This window comes from Variovorax dokdonensis, from assembly GCF_030316895.1.
Lineage (GTDB): Bacteria > Pseudomonadota > Gammaproteobacteria > Burkholderiales > Burkholderiaceae_C > Variovorax > Variovorax dokdonensis.
This window is the reverse complement of sequence record NZ_JASZYV010000003.1, coordinates 793530-818087: the sequence shown is the minus strand read 5'-3', so window position 1 is coordinate 818087 and position 24558 is coordinate 793530. Positions and strand designations below refer to the sequence as shown.

At 66.1% G+C, this 24558-nt stretch carries 16 protein-coding genes; 6 read left to right on the top strand and 10 right to left on the bottom strand.

Annotated elements, in window-relative coordinates; genetic code table 11:
• Window positions 1-13: 13 nt before the first annotated feature.
• The gene (locus QTH91_RS17465; RefSeq protein ID WP_286661367.1) at window positions 14-613 is read right to left on the bottom strand and encodes a DUF1439 domain-containing protein; all 600 of its coding nucleotides are present in this window, start codon (window positions 611-613) and stop codon (window positions 14-16) included.
• Between the two features lie 69 nt (window positions 614-682).
• Complete coding sequence (locus tag QTH91_RS17460) at window positions 683-1720, bottom strand: VWA domain-containing protein (RefSeq protein WP_286661366.1); 1038 nt, start codon at window positions 1718-1720, stop codon at window positions 683-685.
• Window positions 1721-2010: 290 nt separating this feature from the next.
• Here QTH91_RS17460 and QTH91_RS17455 point away from each other — a divergent pair, with 290 nt between their 5' ends.
• Window positions 2011-9936, top strand: a complete 7926-nt coding sequence (locus QTH91_RS17455; RefSeq protein ID WP_286661365.1) for an autotransporter outer membrane beta-barrel domain-containing protein — start codon at window positions 2011-2013, stop codon at window positions 9934-9936.
• Window positions 9937-10021: 85 nt separating this feature from the next.
• Here the strand turns inward: QTH91_RS17455 and QTH91_RS17450 are convergent, their stop codons facing one another.
• The 4 genes from QTH91_RS17450 to QTH91_RS17435 are packed head-to-tail and all read right to left on the bottom strand — an operon-like array spanning window position 10022 to window position 12927.
• On the bottom strand, window positions 10022-10807 hold the full coding sequence (locus QTH91_RS17450; RefSeq protein ID WP_286661364.1) for an amino acid ABC transporter ATP-binding protein: 786 nt from the start codon (window positions 10805-10807) through the stop codon (window positions 10022-10024).
• On the bottom strand, window positions 10791-11444 hold the full coding sequence (locus QTH91_RS17445; protein ID WP_286661363.1) for an amino acid ABC transporter permease: 654 nt from the start codon (window positions 11442-11444) through the stop codon (window positions 10791-10793). Before QTH91_RS17445 ends, QTH91_RS17450 begins: the two co-directional genes overlap by 17 nt.
• A 7-nt stretch (window positions 11445-11451) precedes the next feature.
• Window positions 11452-12108, bottom strand: a complete 657-nt coding sequence (locus tag QTH91_RS17440) for an amino acid ABC transporter permease (protein WP_286661362.1) — start codon at window positions 12106-12108, stop codon at window positions 11452-11454.
• A gap of 18 nt (window positions 12109-12126) precedes the next feature.
• Complete coding sequence (locus QTH91_RS17435) at window positions 12127-12927, bottom strand: transporter substrate-binding domain-containing protein (protein ID WP_286661361.1); 801 nt, start codon at window positions 12925-12927, stop codon at window positions 12127-12129.
• A 172-nt stretch (window positions 12928-13099) separates the two neighbouring features.
• On the opposite strand from QTH91_RS17435, the gene QTH91_RS17430 reads away from it, so the two are divergent.
• Window positions 13100-14794 (top strand): long-chain fatty acid--CoA ligase, encoded by a 1695-nt coding sequence (locus tag QTH91_RS17430; protein ID WP_286661360.1) that lies wholly within the window; start codon window positions 13100-13102, stop codon window positions 14792-14794.
• Between the two features lie 71 nt (window positions 14795-14865).
• On the opposite strand, the gene QTH91_RS17425 is transcribed toward QTH91_RS17430, so the two are convergent.
• Together QTH91_RS17425 and QTH91_RS17420 are read right to left on the bottom strand one after the other, a co-directional pair.
• Complete coding sequence (locus QTH91_RS17425; RefSeq protein WP_286661359.1) at window positions 14866-16002, bottom strand: PKD domain-containing protein; 1137 nt, start codon at window positions 16000-16002, stop codon at window positions 14866-14868.
• 343 nt (window positions 16003-16345) lie between these two features.
• Window positions 16346-16849, bottom strand: coding sequence for a flavodoxin family protein (locus tag QTH91_RS17420; RefSeq protein ID WP_286661358.1), 504 nt, complete (start codon window positions 16847-16849; stop codon window positions 16346-16348).
• Between the two features lie 115 nt (window positions 16850-16964).
• On the opposite strand from QTH91_RS17420, the gene QTH91_RS17415 reads away from it, so the two are divergent.
• The 4 genes from QTH91_RS17415 (at window position 16965) to QTH91_RS17400 (ending at window position 22570) form a co-directional block, all read left to right on the top strand.
• Window positions 16965-19502: a mechanosensitive ion channel family protein gene (locus QTH91_RS17415; protein ID WP_286661357.1), complete on the top strand. Its 2538-nt coding sequence runs from the start codon at window positions 16965-16967 to the stop codon at window positions 19500-19502.
• A 181-nt stretch (window positions 19503-19683) separates the two neighbouring features.
• Window positions 19684-20688, top strand: coding sequence for a TRAP transporter substrate-binding protein DctP (gene dctP, locus QTH91_RS17410; protein ID WP_286661356.1), 1005 nt, complete (start codon window positions 19684-19686; stop codon window positions 20686-20688).
• Window positions 20678-21235, top strand: a complete 558-nt coding sequence (locus QTH91_RS17405; protein ID WP_286661355.1) for a TRAP transporter small permease subunit — start codon at window positions 20678-20680, stop codon at window positions 21233-21235. Before dctP ends, QTH91_RS17405 begins: the two co-directional genes overlap by 11 nt.
• 27 nt (window positions 21236-21262) lie before the next feature.
• Window positions 21263-22570: a TRAP transporter large permease gene (locus QTH91_RS17400; protein ID WP_286661354.1), complete on the top strand. Its 1308-nt coding sequence runs from the start codon at window positions 21263-21265 to the stop codon at window positions 22568-22570.
• Between the two features lie 72 nt (window positions 22571-22642).
• Here QTH91_RS17400 and QTH91_RS17395 read toward each other — a convergent pair whose 3' ends face one another.
• Window positions 22643-22942 carry a hypothetical protein gene (locus QTH91_RS17395; RefSeq protein WP_286661353.1) on the bottom strand — a complete coding sequence of 100 codons (300 nt, stop codon included), beginning with the start codon at window positions 22940-22942 and terminating at the stop codon, window positions 22643-22645.
• Window positions 22943-23037: 95 nt separating this feature from the next.
• Window positions 23038-24432 carry an NAD(P)/FAD-dependent oxidoreductase gene (locus QTH91_RS17390; protein ID WP_286661352.1) on the bottom strand — a complete coding sequence of 465 codons (1395 nt, stop codon included), beginning with the start codon at window positions 24430-24432 and terminating at the stop codon, window positions 23038-23040.
• Between the last annotated feature and the right edge of the window lie 126 nt (window positions 24433-24558).

The window sequence follows — 24558 nt, the reverse complement described above, 5'->3', positions numbered from 1 at the left end:
ACGCCTTCGCGGGCTACTTGAGCGCCACCTGCACGGCATCATTGCCGATGGTGATGCCTTGCACCTGATAGGTCTTGTTGCCCACACGCAGTTCTTCCGGCTTGAAGGTGTGCAACGCATAGCCCTGCAGCAATTGCTCCGCGACGGCGGCGCCGACGCGCTGCAACTGCTGCGCATCGCGCCCACGTACGCCGTCGAGCTCGACCTTTTCGGCGCGCGGGTCCTGCAGGCGTAGCGCCAGCGAAGCGGCGTCCCAGCGCAGCGCGCTGCTCACTGCGACCCGGCCGGGCACGGTCGAAGGCTGCAGCAGCGGACTGGAAATGGAAAGCTGCGCGGCCAGCGTGGCCCGGTTCGACGCGCCATCGAGCGACAGGCGCGGTTCGAGCAGCGTCACGCTGAAGATCTCGGCATAGCGCTCGGTGATCGGAAAGCGGCGGGTGATCTGCGCCTGCAATTCCTCGCGCGTGGCGGTGTATTCGTTCAGGAAGAAATTGAAACCTGCACGTGCGGCGGTCGAGATCAACGGCAGCAAGGTGCCGGCGGCGGCGATGCGCAGCACTTGGCGCCGCGCGTGCAGGGCGCTGGGTACGATTTTCGGCAGATGTTTCGGCATGGCCCTTGGAGCTTGCCACGGGGCCCTGGTTCCGGCTGTCGGCCGTCAACGCAAAAAGGCGCCACCCGCCTAGACGATGCGGCCCACCCACGACACCGAGAGCGCAGCCGCGAGCAGCGCCAGCAGTGCGCCGGCGAGCAATGCGATGCCGGTCACTTCGGTCTCGCGCGTTTCGACCTGCACGCGCGATCCCAACTGCTCGTAGACCGTGCGCAGCGACTCGGCCGTGCCGGCATAGTGGTACTCGCCGCCGGTCATGCGCGCCACCTCCTTGAGGGTCGGCTCGTCCAGTTGCAGGTACAGCGCCATGCCCTCGGGCGAAGCGGCTTCGCCGTTGACCGTGCCCAGCCCGACGGTGTAGATGCGCACGCCGCGATCGGCGGCCATCTTGGCGGCCTCCAGCGTGTCGATGCCGGTGGTGCGCCGCCCGTCGCTGAGCAGGATGATCGCGGCCGACTTGTAGGAGCCCGGCGCGACGGGGGCGACCTCCTTGGGCTTGCGCCGGGCCTTGTCGTCCAGGCTCGGCGACAGCTTCATGCTCGAAAAGGTCATGTCGCCCAGCGCGATGTTCTGCTCGGGGAACAGTTCTGCCAGGCACAGCACGATGGCGTTGCCGACGGCCGTGCCGATCTGCATCTGGAACAGGTCGATCCCGGCGGCCAGCGATTCGCGGTCCAGCGTCGGGCGCTGCGCGACCTGACTGCTGCCGGCGAAGGTGACCAGCCCCACCTCGATCTGCCTGGGCACTTCACGCAGGAAGGACTTGGCCGCATCCTGCGCGGCCACAAGCCGGCTGGGCTTGACGTCCGACACGCTCATGCTCAGCGACACGTCGATCGCCAGCAGGATGGTCGAGCGCACCCAGGGCAACTGAACCCGGGCGACCGGCCGCGCAGAGGCGAACAGCATGGCGGCCACGGCGAGCAGGAACAGCGCCGGTGGCACGTGGCGGCGCCACGCCCTGTGCACGTTGGCCGCGCGCGCGACGCCAAGGTTGCTGAAGCGAATTGCCGTCTGGGCGCGACGCCGCTGCAGCCAGACGTATGCGGCCACCGGCAAAGCCAGCGCCGTCAGCAGCCAGAGCAGTTTGGGCCAGAGGAAGAACATCGACTGCGCCTCGCGTTGGACCGCGACAAGGGCAAATCCCCGCACGCTCGCCGTATCGTGCGCCAGGGTCGCCGAACCCGCAACCGTCCGTGCCGACGGCGGATTGTTGACGCCATGTGGCGCAACGCCATTCGTCCAACCAAGCCTTCCTGCGCATCCATTTCCCATGACGTGTTGGGAAATTTCGCATGCGCGAGCCAAGAAAACTCGCACAACCCGGATCAAACCTTTCGTTTGCAATTCTGGCGCTTTCGCCCATTGCGGAAGTTTTTTAGGTACCAGGACGAAAAATGAACAAGATCTATCGAAATGTCTGGAGTGCCGCCGTCGGCGGGTGGGTTGCGGCTTCGGAGGCCAGCAAGGGAAGAGGCAAAACAGGCAACAAGTTGCTCGCTGCCGTGGTTTGCACGGTCGCGCTGGCGATGGGTGGAGCAAGCGCGGCATCGGCCGCGACGACCTGCGGTGACGGCTCGATGCCGATGGCGGGCGAGTGCCAGGTCAACTACAACCCGATCGACAACGACGGCTCGGCCGGAACCACCGTCGCTGACGGCGCCGGGCAGACGGTGACGCTGCTCGGCACGGCGGACAAGATCGCGCTGGGCGACAGCGGGCTCGTCTATCCCACCTATGGCGAACTGATTCCCGAACTCAAGGGGCAACAGAAGCTCTCGTTCGGCGCGCAGGTGCAGGGCGTGACCACGCCGGACGCCATCACCGGTGGAACCCGCACGGTGGCGACTTTCGACAGCACGCAGTTCGAGTCGGTCGACTGGGCAGACGCCAGGGCCGACCAGTACAAGAACGTGGGGGATGGTCAATACATCGGCTCGACGATGCTGTCCGCGCAAAACGGCGGCACCGCCGTGTTCAACGTCGGCGATGCCCGGCAGGCGCCGTCCGCCAAGGTCAACGCGATCACGATGGCCGCCAAGGACACGAAGATTGCCGTGGCGAAAGGCGCCGGCAGTTCGGTCGAATGGGCATCGCGCAACCTGGTCATCTTCGTGGCGGGGCATCTCGCCAGCAGTACCGGCCCCGCGAGCGTGAACGTTTCTGTGCCTACCTACGCCGGCACGTTCACCGGCTTTGACGGGCGCACCTACACGGTGACCAACGTCGCGGAGCTCGCCGCATACAACGATGCGCTGGTGGCCGCCTTGCGTGCCGGCCGGCTCGAGTCCCAAGAGCAATACGACGCCGCGTTCAAGCAGGCGGTGACGTTCCAGCAAGAGCAATACACCTACGACCAGAACATCAACGCGGGCGACGAACTCACGGTCCCGAAAGGCCAGAGCTACTCCATGTACGTCGACGGCGCGGGCGCCCGCGGCAAGGTGCGCGCTGGCGCACAGATCGACCAGCGGGCCGTCTCCATCGGCGTCGTCAACGGCGGCGCGTTCGAAGTGGAGAAGGGGGGCTCGGTGTCTTCCTCGGGCAACGTGGCCGTCAGGGTCCGCACCGGCGGATCGGCCACCAACAATGGCGTCATCACCGGGGGCAACTACGCCGAGAACGGATGGGACACCACGGGCGAGGGCAACTTCAACGGAAAGTACGCGGAAGCCATGCTGGTCAACGCGGCCAATGCGGGCAGCACGTTCACCAACAACGGGATCATGAACGTTGCCGGCTGGAACCTCAGCACCAACCCCTTCGACCAGTACGCGATCCAGCTCAGGGACGGCGCCGAAGGCACCAACAACGGCACCATCAACATCGGCGACACCAATTCGGCCACGAACGGCTCCGTGAACGGGGTGATCGCGCACGACGACACGCGCTTTACCAACTCGGCATCAGGGTACATGTACATCGGCCGTGCCGCCCAGTACGACGTCTTCTCGCCGGAGTCGGTGGCCGATACCGACAGCACCGTGCAGAGCGTGGCAATCAGGCTGAGCGGCAACGCCAAGGCGGAAAGCGCGGGCCGGATCACCATCGGCTCGTTGACCCAGAACTCCGCCGGCTTCCTGGTCCAGGGGGCCACTGGCGCCGACGCGCGCAACAGCGGCGTCATCGACATCTACGGCCGCAGTCGCAGCACCCCGTTGATCAACGCGGGCATGCATGCGGTCAACAGCGGCGCGAGCGTCGTGATCAACACGGGCACGATCAACCTGCAGGGCGTCAACGGCGTGGGCCTGAAGGCGCAGGCCTCCGACGGCGGTTCCGCCCGCGTCCAGTCTTCAGGCGTCATCAACGTGGCCGGAGCGGTCGACCCGCAGACCGGCCTGCGCAACTACGGTGCCTGGGCCGAGGGCGCCGGTGCAAGTGTCGACATCGCAGGGGCGGTCAACGTCACCGGGGACGGTGCGATCGGCGTGCATGCGCGCAACGGCGGCGCCGTGGCCATTGCCGGCGACGGCGCGGTCAACATGTCGGATGGCAAGGGACAGATCGGCTTCTTCGCTCATGGGCCGGGTTCGATCATCACCAATTCCGGTACGGCCCCGCAGGACGTCACCACGCAGGGGTCGACGTTGTTCCGGATGGAAGACGGCGCAGACTTCCTCGGCGGCGTGGGGACGGGCAGCCTGCTGACGGCATCGGGCGCGGACAGCACGGCCGTGCTGGTGACTGGCACCAGCGGCAGCGACGTGTCCGCCTTCAACTCGGGCTCGATCAACGTGCACCTCGTCGGCCAGGGCGCCACGGGCGTACGGGTCGAAGGCGGCGCGCAGGGCAAGATCACCAATCCGACCGTCATCGACCTCGCGGCAGTCGGCGCCGTGGCCGGCATCGCGGACGGGCAGAAGCGCGACATCGATGGCTCGGACGAAGGCCTGCCCGTGGCGGGTACGTTGTCCGACGCCAGCCAAGCAGCTGGCGCGCAGGGCTTTGGCAGCGGAACGGTGCTGGTCAGCGAGGCAGCGCTTGGATCGACGCTGGATGGCGTCACTGGCTACATCGCGCGCAACGGCGCCGAGATTGCGAACACCGGCCGCATCGTCTTCACCGGCGAAGGCACAACCGGCATCCGCGTCGAGGCAGGTGCGCGCGGCACCAACTCCGGCAGCATCGAGGTGGGCGCGGGAGGCACGGGCATCGTCGCCCGCGACGCGAGCGGAGCGCAGCGGACGGTCGTCAACAACTCCGGCGACCTCGTGCTCAATGGCGGAACGATGGCTGGGCGAACCGTGGGCATCAGCGCCAGCGGCGCGAACACGTCGGTCAACATGACCGGCGGGACGATCATGCTCAATGGCGACGGCGCGATCGGCGTGCAGGCCACCAATGGCGCCACCGTCAATCTCGCGAACTCGGCCGTGCCAGGGTTCGGTGCCGCGTCGAGCGACCAGATCCTGTTCCACCTCAGTGGCGCGGGCTCGAAGATCAACGTGGATTCGGCATCGACCGTCAGTCTGTACGCGCCGAGCGAGCGCAGCACGATCTATCGCCTGGACGACGGCGCCGCCATTGCCGGCAAAGTGCATGCGACGGCCAGCGGCAACGAGTCGACGGCCCTTCACTTCAACGGCGAACAGACGGTCGGCAGCGTGGAGGCGGGCAGCACGCTGTCGGTCACGGGGACCAACGCGCGAGGTCTGTACGTGACTGGCGGTGCCCAGGTCGAGTTGACGAATGGGGTCCAGGTCAACCTGGACGGCGCCGGTGCGACCGCTGGCGTGGTCGATGGCAAGCGCTACGGCCTCGATGGCAGCGAACAAGCTTCAAACACCACCTCGACGTTGACCAATTCGGCGGACCTGAGCACCTCCCAAGCCGGCGCCATCGGCTTTGTCGCCCAGAACCAGGGCAAGCTGGTCAACCGGGGCGACATCGCACTCGGCGGCGCCGACTCGCAGGGCGTGCGCATCCTGTCCGGGCAGTTGGACAACTCGGGTGACATCGTGGCAAACGGCACGGCGGTGGAAGTGCAGGGCGCCGACTCGAAAGTCGCCAACACCGGCCGGATCCTTGCCACCGACGGCAAGGCCGCCATCGCGTTGGGGCAGGGCGCCCACCTCGACCTGACAGGCTCAGGCGCGGGAACCATCGAAGGCAGAGGCACGGCGCATGGGGTCTTGATCGGCGAGGGAGCGACGGGGCTGAACGTCGATGGCGCGCACATCGTCGTCAATGCCGCCGGCGCCACCGGGCATGGCGTCGAGAACGCGGCCGAGATTGCCAATCTGCGCCTGAACGACACGACGATCGACGTGGCCGACGGCATCGGGCTGCGCACCGCGGCGAGCATCGCCAAGGACAACAGCGGCACGATCAACGTGGCCGGCAGCGGCATCGGGATTGCCTTCCAGAACGCCGATGGCGGCCAGAGCGCGAACGCACTGGACCTGTCCGCATCATCCGGTTTGACCGTGAACGTGACCGGCGCGGACGGGCGTGGCATCGTGGCCAACGCCACCGGCCGGGTCGACACGGCGGTGAACGTCGATGTGAGCCACGCCGCTGGCGGCTCGGCGCTCGTGCTGGGCGACGGCGTCACCGAAGCGATCAACCGTGGTTCCTTGACGTCGGTCAGCATTGCGGCGCCGACGGTGGACGCGGGCGATGCCCAACGCTTCGTCAACGCCGCCGGGGCTTTCATCGCCGCGAGCGGGACCGGCAAAGCCGTGGTCATGGGCGACAACGATTCCGAGTTCGTCAACCGGGGCACCATCGCCGGTGACGTGAACCTCGGCGAAGGCACCAACACGGCGTCCCTCGACCAGGACTCGACGCTGTCGGGTACCGTGCGGGGCGGCGCAGCCGACGACCTTGTCACCGTGAAGGGCAACGCCAGCTTCGGCGCGATCGATGGCATTGCAGGCAATGACAGGGTCGTGTTCGACGGTGCGCAATACACCTACGACGACGGCGCAGCCATGCGACACATCGACACGGTGCAGTTGTCGAACAACTCGACCGTCACGCTCAAGCAGGCCCTGGTCGCGGCGGACGATGGCACCGACAGCAGCACCATCGTCATCGATGACGGCAGCACCTTGGCGGTTGCGGCCAGCGCGGGTGCCTTTGTGCTGAACAACCCACTGCAGGGCGCAGGCATGGTCACCACCTCCAGCGGTGGCCAGTCCTTCGACTTCGGCTCCGCCAACGCCGACAAGACCGGCGCGGACTTCACCGGCTCGCTGTTCCTGGGCGACACCCGCTTTGCGCTGCAGGACCAGAACACGACCGCGCTGCGCAACGCCACCTTGCGTGCCGGTTCGGGCAGCGTGACGACGGTCGGCCTCGGCGAGCAGCGCATTGGGGGGCTGGACATCGAAGGCGGCACGCTGCGCTTCGCGGCCAATGTGCCGGACCAGGTCCACGCTTCCACCACCATCAAGGCCGAAACCCTGGATGTCACGCACGCGGGGATCGTGCAGGTCAGCTTGCCGGTTGCCTACGAAGCCAGCCCGAAGGACACGCCCTCCAGCGTCAACCTGCTGGCACAGGACGACGGCAACATCGGCACCCAGCTGGTCAGTGCCGCCAGCATCACCGGGCTGGGTGGCAACCTGACGCTGCAGGACCAGAATGGCCAGGCCATCAGCGACGGCCGCATGGTGGACATCAGCCAGGGTGGGACCATCGTGGCCAAGGGCACCTACGACTATCGCCTGACCACTGCGCCCGGCGATGGTCTGTACGTCAACTGGGGACTCAAGCAACTGGACCTGCAGCAAGGCCAGAGCCTGACATTCAGCCAAGATAGCGGCGCCATGGGCGCGGCGGCGGACATGTCGGCCAAGATCACCGGCATGGGGAACCTGGTGGCCGATGCGGGGGCAGGCGTCATCTCCCTGTCCAACGAAGGCAACGACTACACCGGCGAGACAACGGCCGCGACGGGCACGCTGCGCCTCGATGCGAACAACGCACTTGGCCAGACCAGCAAGCTCAACATCGCCAACGGCGCGAAGACCGACCTGAACGGCAAGGCGCAGACCATCGGCGCACTGAACGGCGAGCTCGGCTCCACCCTCGACTTCAACGGCGGCAAGCTGACCATCGAGAACGGCGGAACTTCCGCTGGCATGTTGGAGGGCGCGGGTCAACTGAACGTCGCCGGCGGCTTTCTGGACGTACAAGGTGCCAACGGCGCGCTGAGCGCCGCCACCTCGATCGCTGCAGCCGCGCAGGTTCGCATGAACGACGTGGCGGGCCTGGGCTCTGGCGCGATCGCCAATGCAGGCACGTTGAGGCTCGACGGCGCGCAAGGCGAACTGGTCAACGCAGTCAGCGGCAGCGGCAACCTGGTCGCCAGCAACGGTGCGGACGTGGCCCTGGCGGGCAACAACCAGGCGTTCGGCGGTCGCCTTGCCATCGACGGCGACGCCATTGTGCGCGTGCAGGAGGCCAAGCACCTGGGCAACGCGACCGTCGCCGTCGACGGCCAACTGGTCGTGAACAACACCACCGACTGGACGCTCGCCAATGTCGTCGCCGGCGCTGGAGACTTCGTCAAGAGCGGCAGCGGTGTCCTGAATATCGGCGACGCGGTGCATCACAGTGGCGCCACGCGGATCGAGGCAGGCACCCTGGTCGTGGGCGATGCGGCGCATCCCAATCGCGTGCTGGGTGCTGCCGATGCGGGTGAAGTGACGGTGGCGCAAGGCGCCACGCTCTCGGGTCGCGGCACGGTCAGCGGACATGTGACCAACGATGGCGTCATCAGCGCCCTCAACGCTGTGCCCGCGAAGCCTGGGACCGAGACGCAGAACACCGCGCAACCGTCCAAGTTGCAGGTCCTGGGCGTGCGGGTGGCGAACAGCACCTTGACGCTGAATCACGGCCTGGTCAACCGCGGCCTGGTGATGCTGGCAGGGCCCGATGGCAGCACGCCGGGCAATGTCCTGCACGTCAAGGGCGACTACGTCGGCGCAGGCGGCCGCCTGCAGATCCGAACCGTGATGGGGGACGACGCATCGGCCACCGACAAACTGGTGATCGACGGCGGCCGGGCTTCGGGAGACACGGCCGTCATCGTGCAAGGCGCCGGTGGCCGGGGCGCACAGACGATGGAGGGCATTCGCGTGGTCGAGACGCGCAACGGCGGCACGACCGCAGCCGATGCGTTCCGACTCGATGCCTCTTCGACCGGCTACCGCCAGGGTAGGGGCACGCTGGTGGCCGGTGCCTACGACTACAGCCTGGTGCGTGGTGGCAACGGCGGCCAGGCCGAGGACTGGTACCTGACCTCGGAGACGAAGGATGGCGCCAATGGCTCGGGCAAGGGTACCGGTACCGACACGGGCACCAATCCCAACATGACCCCCGGCGCCGCCGCGCCGTCCCGCAGCTATCGCCCGGAAGTCGGGGCCTACCTGGCCAACCGCGCCGCTGCCATGCAGATGACGTTCCACACGTTGCATGAGCGGCAGGGCGAGGCGCCGGGCCTGGATCTGGACGGTCGATTGCCCGGCAAGGGCGCCGAAAGCGATGCCAACGGCTGGCTGCGCGTGGCTGGCACCAACAGCCAGCGCAACGGCGTCGATCCGATGAGCACGGTCGATGGCAGTTCGTACCTGCTGCATGGCGGTGCCGACCTGTTGCGCTTCGGCGATGGCGGTGACGGCAGTGTCCGCATCGGGGCGATGGGCATGTATGGCCACACCAACAGCACCTACCAGAACAAGCGCGGCGTTGCCCAGGGCCAGCTCGATGGCTACAGCGCAGGCGTCTACGGCACCTGGTATGGCAATCAGGACATCCTCTCGGGACCCTACGTGGATGCCTGGGTGATGGGCGGGCGCTACCGCAACTCGGTGCAGGGCCAAGGCCTCGCGAAGGAGTCGTACAGCGCCACCGGCGTCACCGCGTCCATCGAAGCCGGCTACTCGTTCAAGTTGAATGACGACGGAAAGTCGACGGTCTATCTCGAGCCCCAAGCCCAGGTGATCGTGTCGAACTACAACGCCGGCAACTACGCGGAGCGGTCCGGCACCGTGGTCTCCGGCTTGAACGACACGCAGGTCACCACCCGCGTCGGGGTGCGCCTGCACGGCAACGTGCAAGACGATGGCGGCAACCGCCAGTTGCGACCCTTTGCGGAGCTCAACTGGTGGCACGGCACGGCCGACGCAACGATGCGCTTCAACGGCGATGTCGTGGCCGATCGGCTGCCGTCGAATCGCATCGAGGCGAAAGTGGGCCTGCAGGGCAACCTGTCGAAGAACGTGAGCGCCTGGGGCGCGCTTGGCGGCGAAGTCGGTGGTCAGGGCTACCGCGCGGGCAAGATCCAGGCGGGCTTGAAGTACAGCTGGTAGCGAGTCCAGTGCGTCCAGCGCGGCTTCGGGGGCACTGCCCCTGGGGCCGCTGCGCGAAGAGCGGGCCGTTGCGGCCCGTGGCGACTCAGTCGTGCAACGATGACAGGAATTGCTTGAGCTCGGGCGTGCGGGGCTGGCTGAACAGCTCGTCCGGCGGGCCCATCTCGTGCACGCGGCCCTGGTGCATGAAGATGACGCGGTCGGCCACCTTGCGAGCGAAGTTCATCTCGTGGGTGACCATGAGCAGCGTCATGCCCTCGACGGCCAGCGACTCCACCACCCGCAGCACTTCGCCGACGAGTTCGGGGTCGAGCGCGGAGGTGATCTCGTCGCACAGCAGCACCGCCGGCTCCGTGGCCAATGCACGGGCGATCGCCACGCGCTGCTGCTGTCCGCCCGAGAGTTGCTCGGGCATGGCATCGAACTTCTCGGCCAGGCCCACGCGCGCGAGCAACTTGCGCGCCTGAGACGCCGCTTCGGCCTTACCGCGCTTCTTGACGAGCGTGGGGGCCAGCATGATGTTGCGCCCCACCGACAGGTGCGGAAAGAGGTTGAAGCTCTGGAAGATCATGCCCACGCGCTGGCGAAGCTCGCGCATGGCCATCGCGCTTTCGTGCAGCAATGGCTTGCCGTCGACGGTGAGCGAGCCTTCCTGGAAGACTTCCAACCCATTGACGCAGCGAAGCAGCGTGCTCTTGCCAGAGCCGCTCTTGCCGATGATGGCGATCACCTCGCCACGCTTGACGTCCAGGTCGATGCCCTTGAGCACCTCGTTGTTGCCGTAGGACTTGCGAAGTGCCGTGATGCGCACGATGGGCGCACCCGCGGCTTCGACGTTCACGGTCAGCAGGGATTCAGGCACGGCGGCCATGGGTTCTTCTTTCCAGGTGGCGGGCCAGCAGGCTGACCGGGAAGCACAACGCGAAGTACATCAGCGCCACGCAGCCGAACACGAGAAACGGCTTGAACGTGGCGTTGGAAATCATGCTGCCGGCCTTGGTGAGTTCAACAAAGCCGATCACCGAGGCGAGCGCCGTACCTTTGACCACCTGCACCAGGAAGCCGACGGTGGGCGGTATGGCCAGGCGGGTGGCCTGCGGCAGGATCACGTGGCGAAGCATCTCGCCAAACCCCAGCGCCAGGCTGCCTGCGGCTTCCCACTGGCCTTTGGGCACGGCGGCGACGCAGCCGCGCCAGATCTCGGTGAGAAAGGCGCTGGTGTAGAGCGTGAGGGCCAGCGCGGCGGCCGTCCAGGCCGAGACTTCCACGCCCAGCAAGGCAATGCCGAAGTAGGCCAGGAAGAGCTGCATCAGCAGCGGCGTGCCCTGGAAGAGCTGGACATACAGCCCGATCGCGTGGTCGGTCAGCCGCCCCGCGCGCAGGCGCAGCAGCAGAAGCAGCGCCCCCACGATGCCGCCGCCGACAAACGCGATGAGCGAAAGCGCCACCGTCCACTGCAGCGCCATCAGCAGGTTGCGAAGGATGTCCCAGAGGGTGAACTGGTTCATCGATGACCTAGCGTCCGAAGAAGAAGCGCGGGCCGGCCCAGTTGAGCAGCTTGCGCAGCAGCACCGACAGGCACAGGTAGACCAGCGTGGCGACGATGAAGGCCTCGAACGCGCGGAAGTTGCGGCTCTGGATGAGGTTGGCGGCGTAGCTGAGCTCTTCGACCGAAATCTGGCTGCACACGGCCGATCCCAGCATCACGATGATGATCTGGCTCACCATGGACGGCCACACCCGCTTGAGCGAGGGCGGCAGCACCACGCGCAGAAAAACCTGCGCGCGCGTCATCGCAAGGCTCATCGCGGCTTCGATCTGTCCGCGCGGCGTGGCTTCGATGCCGGCGCGGATGATCTCGGTGGCATAGGCCGCCAGGTTGAGCACCATCGCGATGACTGAGGCCAACTCGGGCGTCAGCTTCACGCCGGCCGCGGGCAGGCCGAAGAAGATGAAGAACAACTGGACGATGAAGGGCGTGTTGCGAATCAGCTCCACATAGCTGCCCACCACCCAGCGCAGCCAGCCGGGGCCATTCGCGCGGGCCCAGGCGCAGGCCACGCCCAGCAGCATGCCCAGCACGGTGGCGATCGCCGTCAGGCCCAGCGTCCACAGCACGCCCACGCCCAGCAGGCGCCAGTCGACCAGGACGGCGGAGAAGTCCAGTTGCATCGCGTCGACGTCGCTGATTTACACCGGCAGGTCGCCAGCGGCGCGGCCCAGCCACTTCTTGGACATGGCATCGAGCGTACCGTCGGCCTTGGCGGCGGCGATGATCTCGTTGACCTTGGCCTTCAGCGCGTCTTCGCCCTTGGCGATACCGACGAAGCAGGGGCTGTCCTTCAGCAACAGCTTGTATTCGGCGCCCAGCTGCGGGTTGCGGCTGATCATCTCGGCCGCCACCGCGCCGCTCATGGCAACGGTCTGCACCTGGCCGGAGACAAAGGCGGCCACGGTGGCGTTGTTGTCCTCGAAGCGGCGGAAGTCCACGCCCGGCGGCGCGACCTTCTGCAGTTCCTGGTCTTCCATCGCGCCGCGGGTCACGCCCACCGACTTGCCGGCCATGTCCGTGAAGGCCTTGATCGGCAGGCTCTTGGCGGCGAACACGCCCTGGAAGAACGGTGCATACGCCGCGCTGAAGTCGATCACCTTCTCGCGCTCGGCGTTCTTGCCCAGCGTGGAGATGACGAGGTCGGCCTTCTTGGTCTGCAGGTAGGGGATGCGGTTCGCGCTGGTCACCGGCACCAGTTCGAGCTTGGCGCCCAGCTTGGTGGCGATGAGCCTGGCCATGTCGACGTCGAGTCCGACCGGCTGCATCGACTTGTCCACCGAGCCATAGGGCGGGTAGTCGGTCGGCACGGCGATCTTGACGGTCTTGCTCTTGGTGATGTTGTCTAGTGCGGCCTGGGCGTGGGCGATGCCGCCGGCGCTGAAAAGGGCGCACGCCAGGGACAGGCCCAGGGCGGCGCGGCGGGTGGTGATGACGGACATGGCTTCCTTGTCTCGCGATAAAAGAGGGTCGAAGCCTTGAAGCAAGAGCCGTGCCTTTGTGGCGTCCGGCGCCTGCTGCCCGGGATGCGTCGCGAAGGTGACCGTACCCGGCATTCCCCGATTTCCCGAGTTGGCGGCGGCCATGTACCCTGCGAGCCTTCTCGGAGACACCATGGACCGACCGCACTACAAGTTCTGGCCAAAGCGCCTGCCCAAATCCATCACCGTGCCTGCGACCTCGGTCTGGCACAACCTGCACGTCAGTGCCACCCGCTACCCGGACAAGCCGGCGCTGGTGTTCTTCGGCAACGTGATCACCTACCGCAGCCTGGCGGACCAGGTCGAAAAGCTTGCCGGCGCCCTGCACGAGATGGGCGTGCGGCGCGGCGATCGCGTGGTGCTGAACATGCAGAACAGCCCCCAGCTGATCGTGGCGCACTACGCCATCCTGCGTGCGAATGCGGTGGTCGTGCCGGTCAACCCGATGAATCGGGCCGAGGAGCTCAAGCACTACATCACCGACCCGGATGCGAAGGTGGCGATCACCACGGCCGATCTCGCGCCCGAACTGGTCAAGGCCAGCAACGCCTTGCCCGCGGGCCAACGGCTGGCGCATCTGGTCGTCACCCAATTCACCGACAGCTTCGACGCCGCTGCACAGGACGACAGCACCATGCCCGCCGCGTGGCGCGACTGGCTGCTCACGCGCCATGCGCTGCCTGAACTCGACGGCGGCCGCGTGACCGCCTGGACCGACGCCCTGGCCGCGGGCCATGCCGCGCCCGAGCACGTGGTGGGCGCCGAAGACATGGCGCTGCTGCCCTACACCAGCGGCACGACCGGCCTGCCCAAGGGCTGCATCCACAAGCACTCGAGCATTCAGCACAACGTCTTCGCCAGCCAGATCTGGGGCCTGGGCTCGCCGGAGATGGTGGCGCTGGCGGTGGTGCCCATGTTCCACATCACCGGCACGGTGAGCATGCTGCACACGGCCATCTCGGTGGGCGCATCGCTGGTGATCATGCCGCGCTGGGACCGGGAGCTCGCGGGCCGCCTGATCTCGTCATGGAAGGTCACGAGCTGGACCAACATCCCCACCATGGTCATCGACCTGATGGGCAGCCCCAACTTCGCGAACTTCGACCTGTCGAGCCTGAGCTACATCGGCGGCGGCGGGGCCGCCATGCCGCAGGCCGTGGCGCAGCGCCTTTTCGACCAGTACGGGCTGCGTTACCAGGAAGGCTACGGCCTGACCGAGACGGCGGCGCCCTCGCATGCCAACCCGTTCGAGAACCCCAAGCAGCAGTGCCTGGGCATTCCCTTCATGAGCACCGATTCGCGGGTCGTCGACCCCGACACGCTGCAGGAGATGCCGGTGGGCGAATCGGGCGAGATCATCACCTGCGGCCCCGGCGTCTTCGCCGGCTACTGGAAGCGGCCCGATGCCGATGCCTCGGCCTTCATCGAATGGGATGGCCGCCGCTTCTTCCGCACCGGCGACATGGGCCGCATGGACGAGGACGGCTACTTCTTCATCACCGACCGCCTCAAGCGCATGATCAACGCCAGCGGCTTCAAGGTCTGGCCGGCCGAGGTGGAACTGCTCATGTTCAAGAACCCGGCCATCCAGGAAGCCTGTGTCATCGCGACCAAGGACGCCTATCGCGGTGAATCGGTCAAGGCGGTGGTGGTGCTTCGCGCCACGCACAAGAACACCACCGAGCAGGAGATCATCGACTGGTGCCGCGAGAACATGGCGGTCTACAAGGTGCCGCGCACGGTGCAGTTCGTCGACGCTTTGCCCAAGAGCGGCAGCGGCAAGGTGATGTGGCGGCTGCTACAGGAGGCGGAGGACGGCGCCAAGTAGAGCGACGGCCGAGCCAAAGAAAAACGGGCCCGAGGGCCCGTTTTTCTTTCATGCGACTCGCTGGCGCGCAATCAGAAGATCGACTTCGTGCCGATCATCAGGTCGCGGATCCAGACGAACTTGGCCGTGACGTTGGTGCTGTTGCCCAGCATCAGCATGACGGCAGGCGTCTTGGCCGTCGTCGGATCAGCCGCGGAAGGGTTGGGCCAGTTGTAGATGCAGGCGTTCGGGTATTCCGCGATGAGCGCGTCCAGGCTTGCAGCCGTTGCGGAACCGTTGGGCGGCAGGACCGCTGTGTTGCCATCCTTGGCCTTGATCGAAGTGCTCCAACTGGTCGACTTCCAGCTCGGGCTGCTCACGGCGGCCGAGTAGCTGAAGTAGCCGTCGGCATCCGGCCCCGAAGCCGTCATGTCCGTCAGGTTGGTGATCAGGTTGTTCCAGACGGTGCCGTCGCATTCCTTGCTGATCGAATAGGTGACGTAGGGCAGGCCCGCACCGGTCTCGCCGGTGCCGTCATCCTTGGCCTTGAACGAAATGCCTTCGAACTCCGAGAGCTTGACGCCGTGCAGGAAGTCCAGGCCGAGGGTGGCGCGATTGCCCTTGATGCCGGTGTTCTGGCTAGGCATTGCGGCCAGCGGGGTGGCCAGGGTTTCGAACTTCAGCGCGGTGATGCTGCCGTCCTGCTGGACGGTGACGGACGAACCGTTGTCCGAGAAATGGGTGCCGCAAGCGGGCAGGGCGGTGCCCGAGTGCGAGCAGTCGGCGTCTTTCCAGGTTGCCTTGGCCACGGAAACCGTGATCGAAACTTGCGCGCTGTTGGACTTGCCGTCGTTCACGACGAGTCCGAAGACATAGTCACCCGCGAGGTCGGCGGTGAACGATGGCTTGGCGATGGCCTTGTCGCCCAAGTTCGCCGTGCTACCGGCTGGAACGCTTTGAAGGCTCCATTCGAAGCTCAGCGTATCGCCGTCCACATCGGTGCTGCCGCTGCCGTCGAGCATGAAGGCCCGGCCGGTGATCACGCTCTGGACGTCGGCGATCTTCGCGACGGGCGCTGTGTTGACGGGAACGTTCGGCGTGACCGATTCCGCGGGCTGCGAAGGGGCCTGGACGGTGGTCGAGGTGGCGGTGGTGTCGCTTCCGCCGCCGCCACCACAAGCGGCCAACAAGGCCGCGACTGCCACCAATGCAATTGATGTTTTTTTCATCTAACGTTTGACTGAGTTGATTCGCCACACCGTCGAAGCGCTCGAACGAGGACGCCAGGGCGCGAGCGTGGATCGATAGCCGGCGGCTCAAAAGCGCAAACGAAAGTGCGAGCCGTCGGACCCATCAAGTCTCAGTCGGCACCGGACACAGTTAGTAACGTTTGGCGGCAAACGTGTGAACAAAGTGGTGTTCGGGCCTCTTATCGACGAATACAAAGGTAGAAATATTCGCGTGAAACCCACACTTTTTCGCGAACGTTCCAGCATTCAAGACGAAGGGGGTCTCGAACAGTGAGACGAAGCGCGTGACGGCGCCCGAATCGACGCAAGGCGATCGCTCAGATCAGAACACGCCGAGCGTCAAGCCGGCCGCCATGGCCGCGCCCAGTTCGCGGCAACGTGCCAGGTCGTCTTCGCCAATGACCTTGGGTGCGAGGATGCGTTCGGGCGTCTGCGCGTGCGTGCAGACGATCACCGCAGGCGCCACCGCACGCAGGCGCCAACCCGTGGCGATGCGTTCGATCTGCCGCACCGCATTGCTGCCGTCGCTGCCGGCACACACCAAGGCCGCATAGGGCCGCCCGTTCAAACGGTCGAGGGCGGGGTAGTAGCAGCGGTCGAAGAAGTCTTTCATGATCCCCGACATCGCTGCCAGGTTCTCGGGCGTGCAGAACAGGAAGCCGTCAGCCGCCAGCACATGCTCGGGCTGTGCTTCATGCGCGCGCAGCAGGTCGACCTTGAGGGCTTCGCCGCCTTCGGCCCGTGCGCCTTCGGCGGCGGCCTGCGCCATCTGCGCCGTGCCGCCGGTCATCGTGTGATGGACGATGAGGAGTGCTCGTAAGGCCATGTGGACCGAGCATAGCGAGGGTGCGGCGCTTGTCCATCGCCCGGCCTGATCTGCCCCACAATGGCCCTCCTCGGGGAAACCCCGCAAGACGTTCAGGTCAATGCCCGCAGGTCAGATGATCCCATTCGTTCAGTGGCGAACCTTGCTGATGAGCCTGGTGCTTGCTGCGATGCCGCTCGCGGCCGTGGCCCAGTCAACGCCAGGTGCCGCTACCGGCAGTGCGGCCGGCACGCAGAGTCCGGCGAGCGCTGCCGCCGGGTCGCCGACCGCCACTGGCCCGGTTGCGCCGATACCGGTTCAGCAGGTTGCGGACCGCGCGGATGACGACGAGCGCATGGCCGATCGGATCGAGCAGCGTGTCGAGGCCCCGGACCCTGCCATCGAGCTCGGCGCTCGTCTGGATGCCATCGAAGTCTCGGTCGAGGACATGCTCCATGCCTACACGCCCCAGGAGTTGCGCCGCCTGCCGGTGATGCGCCTTGAAAGCCTGGAGCGGCACTGGCGCTTCAACCAGCGGCGCTTTGGCAACTGGCGCGAGGAAATGGAGGCGTCCACGCAACCCTACCTGGACGACGCCGCGCTGCTGGCCCGCCGGCGCGCCGAATGGGCGCTCACGCGCGAGGGGCTGCGCGCGCATGAACTACCGTCCGTGCTGGGCGAGCGTTTCGACGCGCTGCAAACGCGCCTGGCGCAGACCGAACAGACGCTCGCCCACACGCTGGCCAGCCAACTCGAATTGCGCCGCAGGGCGATCAATGTCGAGGCGCGCATCCGGCAGGGGCAAACCTCGGTGGAGAAGGCGATCCAGGCGGTCGACCGCCGACTTCTGCGACTTGACTCGCCGCCGCTGTGGGCTGCGCAGGGCGAGGGAAAGACGGTGGCCAACGTTCGCTCCGGACTGGACATCGAGACGCGCTTCGCCACCGAGTTCCGCGAAGCATCCAGGGATCGCGTCCTGCTGCTCAACGTGATGCAGTTCGGGCTCCTGCCGGTGCTGCTGTGGATGTCGTGGCGCAGCCGTCAATTGCCATCGGGCGACGTGCCTTCGGATTCCGTGCGTGCGCTCACGCGGCCGTTCTCGCTGTGGGTGCTGTTGGCGGCGATGGCCGTGTTCGCGATCGAACCCGATGCGCCGCTGCTGGTGCACCAGATCGTGCTCGTGCTGGCGCTGGTGCCGGTGCTGCGCCTTCTGCCGCTGCGGGCCGGACAGTGGCTGGGCCATTGGCCGTACATCGTCACTGCGCTGTTCCTGCTCGCGCGGCTGGGAATCATGGTGCTGGGCAGCGAACTGCTCTACCGGCTGTTCCTGCTCGTGCTGGGCCTGCTGGGGCTGGGCGTCACGCTTTGGATGCTCTACCGCGCCAAGCCTGCGCCAGACGGCCGGCCGCCGGCATGGATGCCCGGGCGTGCGCTGATCATCGCTTCGTGGGTCGGTGTGGCGTTGCTGGTCATCGCGACGGTGGCCAACGTGGCGGGCAACGTGTCGCTGGCGGAGACGCTGGTGTTCGGCGTCAATGACAGCGCTTATGTGGGCCTGCTGCTCTACGTGGGCATTTCGGTGCTGTCGACGCTGCTGCACTGGGCGCTGGGGCGGCCGGTGGCCCAGCGCTTCGTTCGCGCGCCGCAGCGCGCGTCTTCGCTGGCATCGATCGTCTCGCGTCTGCTTCGGCTGGCAGCGGTCATTGGCTGGGTGGCCTACACGTTGAGCGAGCTGCGTGCGCTTCGACCGACCTACGCATGGCTGTCGCGGGTGTTGACGGCCGAGTTTGCGCTTGGAGAAATCTCGATCAGCCTGGGCAACGTGCTGGTGTTCGTGATCGCCGTGCTCATTGCCTTCTGGGCCGCCCGGGCCGTGCGCGCGCTGGTGCATGACGAAGTGCTGGGCCGCATGCATGTGTCTCGCGGCGTCGGCAACAGCGTGGCATCGCTGACCTACTACGCGGTCCTGCTGCTGGGTCTGCTGCTGGCGCTGTCCGCGGCGGGCTTCAAGGTCAGCCAGTTGACGCTGGTCTTCGGCGCGCTCGGGGTCGGCATCGGCTTTGGCTTGCAGAACGTGGTCAACAACTTCGTCTCCGGACTGGTGCTGATGTTCGAGCGCCCCGTGCAGCCGGGCGACACCATTGAAATTGGCACGCTGACCGGCACGGTCTCGGAGATCGGCCTTCGCGCCACCACCGTGCGTACCTTCGACGGCGCGGACGTGGTGGTGCCCAATGGCCCGCTGCTGGCGGGCAACCTGGTGAACTGGACACTGCGCGACCAGAGCCGCCGCATCGAACTGAGCGTGGGTGTGAGCTACAAGGCCGATCCGGCGCAGGTCATCGCGCTGCTCGTCAGCACCGCGCAGCAGACCAAGGGCGTGGTCAAGCGCCCCGAAGCCACGGCCTTCTTCACCGCATTCGGCGAAAGCGCACTGCAATTCAGCCTGCGAGCCTGGACCTTCGACTTCGACAACTGGTATGCGATTCGCAGCGACCTGGCCACCCGCGTCTACCACGCGCTGGCAGATGCGGGCATCGAAGTGCCGTATCCGCAGCGTGACCTGCATGTGCGCAGCGTGTCGCCGGATGCCGAGGCAGCGCTCGGGCGCGTGCGGCCGGACGGACGGCCGCCCGTGGCGCCGGATGGCGCTGCGGCCCCCGACCCTTCCTGAGCGAACACCTTGGTATCAAGCCGGGGCTGCAAGCCCTGGCCCGGTCCATCCGTGCTCATGGAATCCACTATGCACTTGTAACCATTAATTGCCTACATTCGGCGATCGGCCGAAATTCGGGCGCTTTTTTTCATCGCGCCCGAAATCGGTTTCCTCCATCGACATGCAAGGAGTTCCCCTGATGTTCCGTCGCAAGACACTGGCCCACATCCTCGGCAGCCTCGCGCTGCTTGCCGCGCCGCTCGCCTCTCATGCCGCCGACATCGTGCTCAAGGCTTCGCACCAGTTCCCGGGTGGCAAGGGCGATGTGCGCGACGAAATGGTGCAGATGATCGCGCGCGACGTGAATGCGGCCAAGGTCGGTCTGGAGATCAAGGTCTATCCGGGCTCCAGCCTTGTCAAGGCGCAGGAACAGTGGAAGGCCATGCAGACGGGCCAGATCGACATGACCTCGTTCCCGCTGGACTATGCGTCGGGCTTTCATCCGCAGTTCGGCGCCACGCTCATGCCTGGCCTGGTCAAGAGCCATGAGCACGCCGAGCGGCTGAACAAGTCGCCGTTCATGGACGACATCCGCAAGGTGATCGAGGACGGCGGTGCCAAGGTGCTGGCCGACGCCTGGCTGGCCGGCGCATTCGGCGGCAAGGAAAAGTGCATCAGGAAGCCCGAGGACGCCGCTGGCCTGAAAGTGCGCTCCGCCGGCGCCACCTTCTCGCAGATGTGGGCGGGCGCGGGTGCCTCCATCGTCGCGATCCCGTCCAACGAGGTCTACAACGCGTTGCAGCAGGGCGTGGCCCAGGCCACCGATACGTCGACCGGTTCGATGACATCGTTCCGCCTGTACGAGCAGCTCAAGTGCGTGACCGCGCCTGGCGACAACGCGCTGTGGTTCATGTACGAGCCGGTGCTGATCTCCAAGCGCTCTTGGGACAAGCTTGACGACAAGCAGAAGGCCGCGCTGACGGCAGCCTCCAAGAAGGCGCAGGCCTACTTCACCGCCGAATCCAAGAAGCTCGACGACAAGATGATCGAGGCCTTCAAGAAGGGCGGCTCCGAGGTCGTCACGATGACCGAGGCCGAGGCCGACGCATGGCGTGCCGTCGCACAGAAGACTTCGTACAAGGAATTCGCCGAGAAGGTGCCGGGCGGGAAGGAACTCATCGAGAAGGCGCTGAGTGTCAAGTAGCGTCGGCAACGCGGCACACGAGGCCGCGCTGCCGGGATGGGCGCGTGCGGTCAATGCCGTCTCGCGCCTGTTCGGCGTTGCGGCGGCGGCGCTGATCGTGATCTCCATCGTGGTCGTGTGCCACATGGTCTTCATTCGCGCGGTGCTCGGACAGTCGTCGATCTGGCAGACCGAGTTCGTCACCTTCTCGCTGGTGGCTGCCACCTTTCTGGGCGCCCCCTACATCCTGCTCACGCGCGGACATGTGGCGGTGGACGTGGTGCCGCTGATGGTGAGCCACCGCGCGCGCTGCGTGCTGTTTGCCTTCGGCTACCTGGTATCGCTGGCGTTCTGCGCGGCGTTTCTCTACGGCGCCATTCCCTGGTGGTGGGAAGTCTGGGAAAAAGGCCAGACCACCTCGTCGATGTGGCGCGCGCGCCTGTGGATTCCTTATCTGTCCGTGCCGGTGGGCCTGGGCCTGCTTTGCCTGCAATTGCTCACCCAGATCGTGCTGGTGCTGCGCGGGCTGGAACTGCCCTTCGGCCTTGCACGCGATGCCCGGCTGTAGGACCCGTGAACTGAATCGATTCTTCCCATGAGTCCTCTGCTGATCGGGCTTCTGATCTTTTTCATCACCACGCTCATGTTGGCCACCGGCATGCCGATCGCCTTCGGACTGGGTGCCGTGGCCCTGGCCTTCATGGTCTTCTTCGAAGGCTGGAACAGCGTGCACTTCGTGCCGGAGACCGTGTTCGCCGGCCTCACGGATTTCACGCTGGTCTCGCTGCCGATGTTCGTCATCATGGGCGCGGCGGTTGCATCGTCACGCGCGGGCAGCGACCTGTACGAAGCCCTGGCGCGCTGGCTGCATCGCATTCCTGGCTCGCTGGTCGTGTCGAACATCGGGGCCTGCGCGTTGTTCTCGGCGCTGACCGGCTCTTCGCCGGCCACCTGCGCGGCCATCGGCAAGATGGGCATTCCGGAAATGCGCAAGCGCGGCTACGACGCCGACCTGGCCACCGGCGCCATTGCCGCCGGCGGCACGCTGGGCATCCTGATTCCGCCCAGCGTCACGATGATCCTCTACGGCATCGCTTCCGAAACCTCGATCGGGCGCCTGTTCATCGCGGGCATCCTGCCGGGGCTCTTGCTGGTGGCGCTGTTCATGGCGTGGTCGATCTTCCTGAGCTGGAAGCGTGGCACGCGCATCGTCGATCAGGATCGCATCTACACGATGAAGGAAAAGCTCGAGCTGATGCCGCGCCTGCTGCCCTTCCTCGCGGTGATCGTCGGGGTGGTCTATGCGCTGTACGGCGGCATTGCCACGCCTTCGGAAGCGGCCGGCGTTGGCGCCGCGCTGTGCCTGTTGATGGTGATCGTGATCTACCGCGTGTGGAAGCCGGCCGACCTGTGGGCCATCCTGCGCGACGGTCTGCGCGAGTCGGGCATGCTGCTGCTCATCATCGGCACGTCGATCCTGTTCGGCTACATGATGAGTTCGCTGCAGGTCACTCAGTCGGTGGCCGAGGCCATTGCCGACATGCAGGTCAATCGCTGGGTCATCCTGGCGGCGATCAACCTGATGCTCCTGGTGGCCGGCTGCTTCCTGCCGCCGGCGGCCATCATCCTGATGACCACGCCGATCCTGATGCCCGTCATCACGGCGGCCGGCTTCGATCCGATCTGGTTCGGCGTGATCCTCACCATCAATATGGAACTGGGCCTGATCACGCCGCCCGTGGGGCTGAACCTGTTCGTCATCAACGGCATCACGCCCGATGTGAGCCTGCCCACCATCCTCAAGGGGGCGCTGCCCTTCATGGGCTGCATGGTGCTGGCGATCGTGATCCTTTGCATCTTCCCTGAAATCGCCACCTGGCTGCCGTCCAAGGTGATGGGCTGAACCCAACGAAAAAGGGCGCATGGCCTCGATGCCATGCGCCCTTTTTTTTTCCATGCCTGGATCAGGCTGGTATCACTTCGGCGTGCCGCCTTGCTCGGGAACGGTGTGGGGCTTGGCTTCGCGCGCATCGGCATGGCTCTGGCCGTGCTCTTCCGCCTTGCTCGCCTTCGCGACGCCAGAGCCCTGGCCGCGGGCCGTGCTGCCATCCTTGATCTTCGTCACGCCAGGCTGTTTGGCCTGGGCCTTGCTGTCGGCGGCGACTTGTGGCTTGGTGTCGTGGTCGGGCGCAGCTTCAGGGTTGTGGACGTGCTGCTGAGCGAATGCGGTGGAGACGAGTGCGAGTGTTCCTAGTGCGATAAGCGTGCGTTTCATTGGATGTTTTCCTTCCTGTTGTTTACCTTGTGTGACCATTGCTTCGCTTGGCAGCGACTTGCAATGGCCTCCAAGTATAGGAAGGCACCCTATGCCTACTCTTTCTGCAAGATGACATCCGCGTCATTTGGCGCGTTCGGAACCGGGCGACCTGCGGTGCTGGCAAGTGGAGCCTCGGTATCCGGCACAACTCGCGCATAACGCTGGAAGCTCCAATAGGCGCTCGCCCAGTCCATCAAGACCACGAGCCGGTTGCGAAAGCCGATCAGGAAATAGACGTGGGCAAACAGCCAGAACTGCCACGCGAGCCGGCCGCTCATGCGAAACGGGCCGAAAGGGGTTGCCAGGTCGACCACTGCCGAGTTGCGACCGATGGTGGCCAGGTTGCCGTAGTCCGCATATCGAAAAGCTTTGGCGCTTTGCTGGCTCAGCCGCGCCAGGATGTTGGCTGCAGCAGTTCGGCCCATCTGCTTGGCCGCGGGTGACACACCCGGCACCGGCGTTGGCGGCTTGCCCGGCACGTGGCTCTGCGCGGCTGCCAGATCGCCGACGACGCTGATTTCCGGATGGCCGGCCAGGCTCAGATCGGGCTCGACATGGATGCGCCCCGCGCGGTCGAGCGTGGCGCCAGTGGCCTGTGCAAGCAGTTTGCCCAGCGGCGAAGCGGCCACGCCCGCCGCCCACACGATGCAATGGCTGTCGATGCGCGAAACGCTGCCATCGGCCTGGCTGGTGTCGAGCCCGGTGGCGTCGATGCTGGTGACGCGCGAATTCAGGCGCACCTGCACGCCCAGCTTGCTCAACTGCACCAGTGCCTTGGCGCTCAGGCTCTCCGGCATGGCCTGGAGCACGCGGCTGCCGCCTTCGATCAGCAGCACTTCGGCGCTGGCCGGGTCGATGCGGCGGAACTCGCCGGACAGCGTGTGGCGCGCGATCTCGGCCATCGTGCCGGCCATCTCCACGCCGGTGGGGCCCGCGCCGATCACCGCGAAGGTGAGCAGGGCGCGCCGGCGCTGCGGATCGGATTCGCGCTCGGCCGCCTCGAACGAGAGCAGCATGCGCCTTCGGATGTCGAATGCGTCGGCCAGTGTCTTGAGGCCGGGCGCATGCGGCGCCCATTCGTCGTGGCCGAAGTAGCTGTGGGTGGCGCCCGCGGCCACGATCAGGTGGTCATAGCCGATGCGAGCGCCATCGGCCAGCACGACTTCGCGAGTGGCCGGCTCGATCCCCGTCACTTCGCCGAGCAGCGTGGTCACGTTGGCATAGCGACGGAACAGCACGCGCACTGGCGCGGCAATGGATGGCGCCGCCAACCCCGCGGTCGCCACCTGGTAGAGCAGGGGCTGGAACAGGTGGTGGTTGGTGCGTTCGATGACGGTCACATCGACGTCCGCCTTGCGCAGCGAACGGGTGGCTTCGAGGCCGCCGAAGCCGCAGCCCACCACGACGATGTGAGGCCGCGATGCGGCGGGCTTGGACGCTGGATTCATGGTCCGGATGATACGAAGCAACGGCACCCTACTGACACCGTCCTGTCAGTAGGCGCCCTTGTCCTACCTACGCATTTCCCTGAAATCGGCTAGAAAGTCAGGTCCGCGACGACCAGGAGAAAGCTC

Excerpts from the sequence above, each read along its gene's own strand:
- QTH91_RS17455 (WP_286661365.1), top strand. The coding sequence starts at position 2,011 with ATGAACAAGATCTATCGAAATGTCTGGAGTGCCGCCGTCGGCGGGTGG.
- QTH91_RS17430 (WP_286661360.1), top strand. The coding sequence starts at position 13,100 with ATGGACCGACCGCACTACAAGTTCTGGCCAAAGCGCCTGCCCAAATCC.
- QTH91_RS17445 (WP_286661363.1), bottom strand. The coding sequence starts at position 11,444 with ATGAACCAGTTCACCCTCTGGGACATCCTTCGCAACCTGCTGATGGCG.
- QTH91_RS17420 (WP_286661358.1), bottom strand. The coding sequence starts at position 16,849 with ATGGCCTTACGAGCACTCCTCATCGTCCATCACACGATGACCGGCGGC.
- QTH91_RS17435 (WP_286661361.1), bottom strand. The coding sequence starts at position 12,927 with ATGTCCGTCATCACCACCCGCCGCGCCGCCCTGGGCCTGTCCCTGGCG.
- QTH91_RS17450 (WP_286661364.1), bottom strand. The coding sequence starts at position 10,807 with ATGGCCGCCGTGCCTGAATCCCTGCTGACCGTGAACGTCGAAGCCGCG.
- QTH91_RS17415 (WP_286661357.1), top strand. The coding sequence starts at position 16,965 with ATGATCCCATTCGTTCAGTGGCGAACCTTGCTGATGAGCCTGGTGCTT.
- QTH91_RS17465 (WP_286661367.1), bottom strand. The coding sequence starts at position 613 with ATGCCGAAACATCTGCCGAAAATCGTACCCAGCGCCCTGCACGCGCGG.
- QTH91_RS17400 (WP_286661354.1), top strand. The coding sequence starts at position 21,263 with ATGAGTCCTCTGCTGATCGGGCTTCTGATCTTTTTCATCACCACGCTC.
- QTH91_RS17390 (WP_286661352.1), bottom strand. The coding sequence starts at position 24,432 with ATGAATCCAGCGTCCAAGCCCGCCGCATCGCGGCCTCACATCGTCGTG.
- dctP (WP_286661356.1), top strand. The coding sequence starts at position 19,684 with ATGTTCCGTCGCAAGACACTGGCCCACATCCTCGGCAGCCTCGCGCTG.
- QTH91_RS17440 (WP_286661362.1), bottom strand. The coding sequence starts at position 12,108 with ATGCAACTGGACTTCTCCGCCGTCCTGGTCGACTGGCGCCTGCTGGGC.
- QTH91_RS17395 (WP_286661353.1), bottom strand. The coding sequence starts at position 22,942 with ATGAAACGCACGCTTATCGCACTAGGAACACTCGCACTCGTCTCCACC.
- QTH91_RS17425 (WP_286661359.1), bottom strand. The coding sequence starts at position 16,002 with ATGAAAAAAACATCAATTGCATTGGTGGCAGTCGCGGCCTTGTTGGCC.
- QTH91_RS17460 (WP_286661366.1), bottom strand. The coding sequence starts at position 1,720 with ATGTTCTTCCTCTGGCCCAAACTGCTCTGGCTGCTGACGGCGCTGGCT.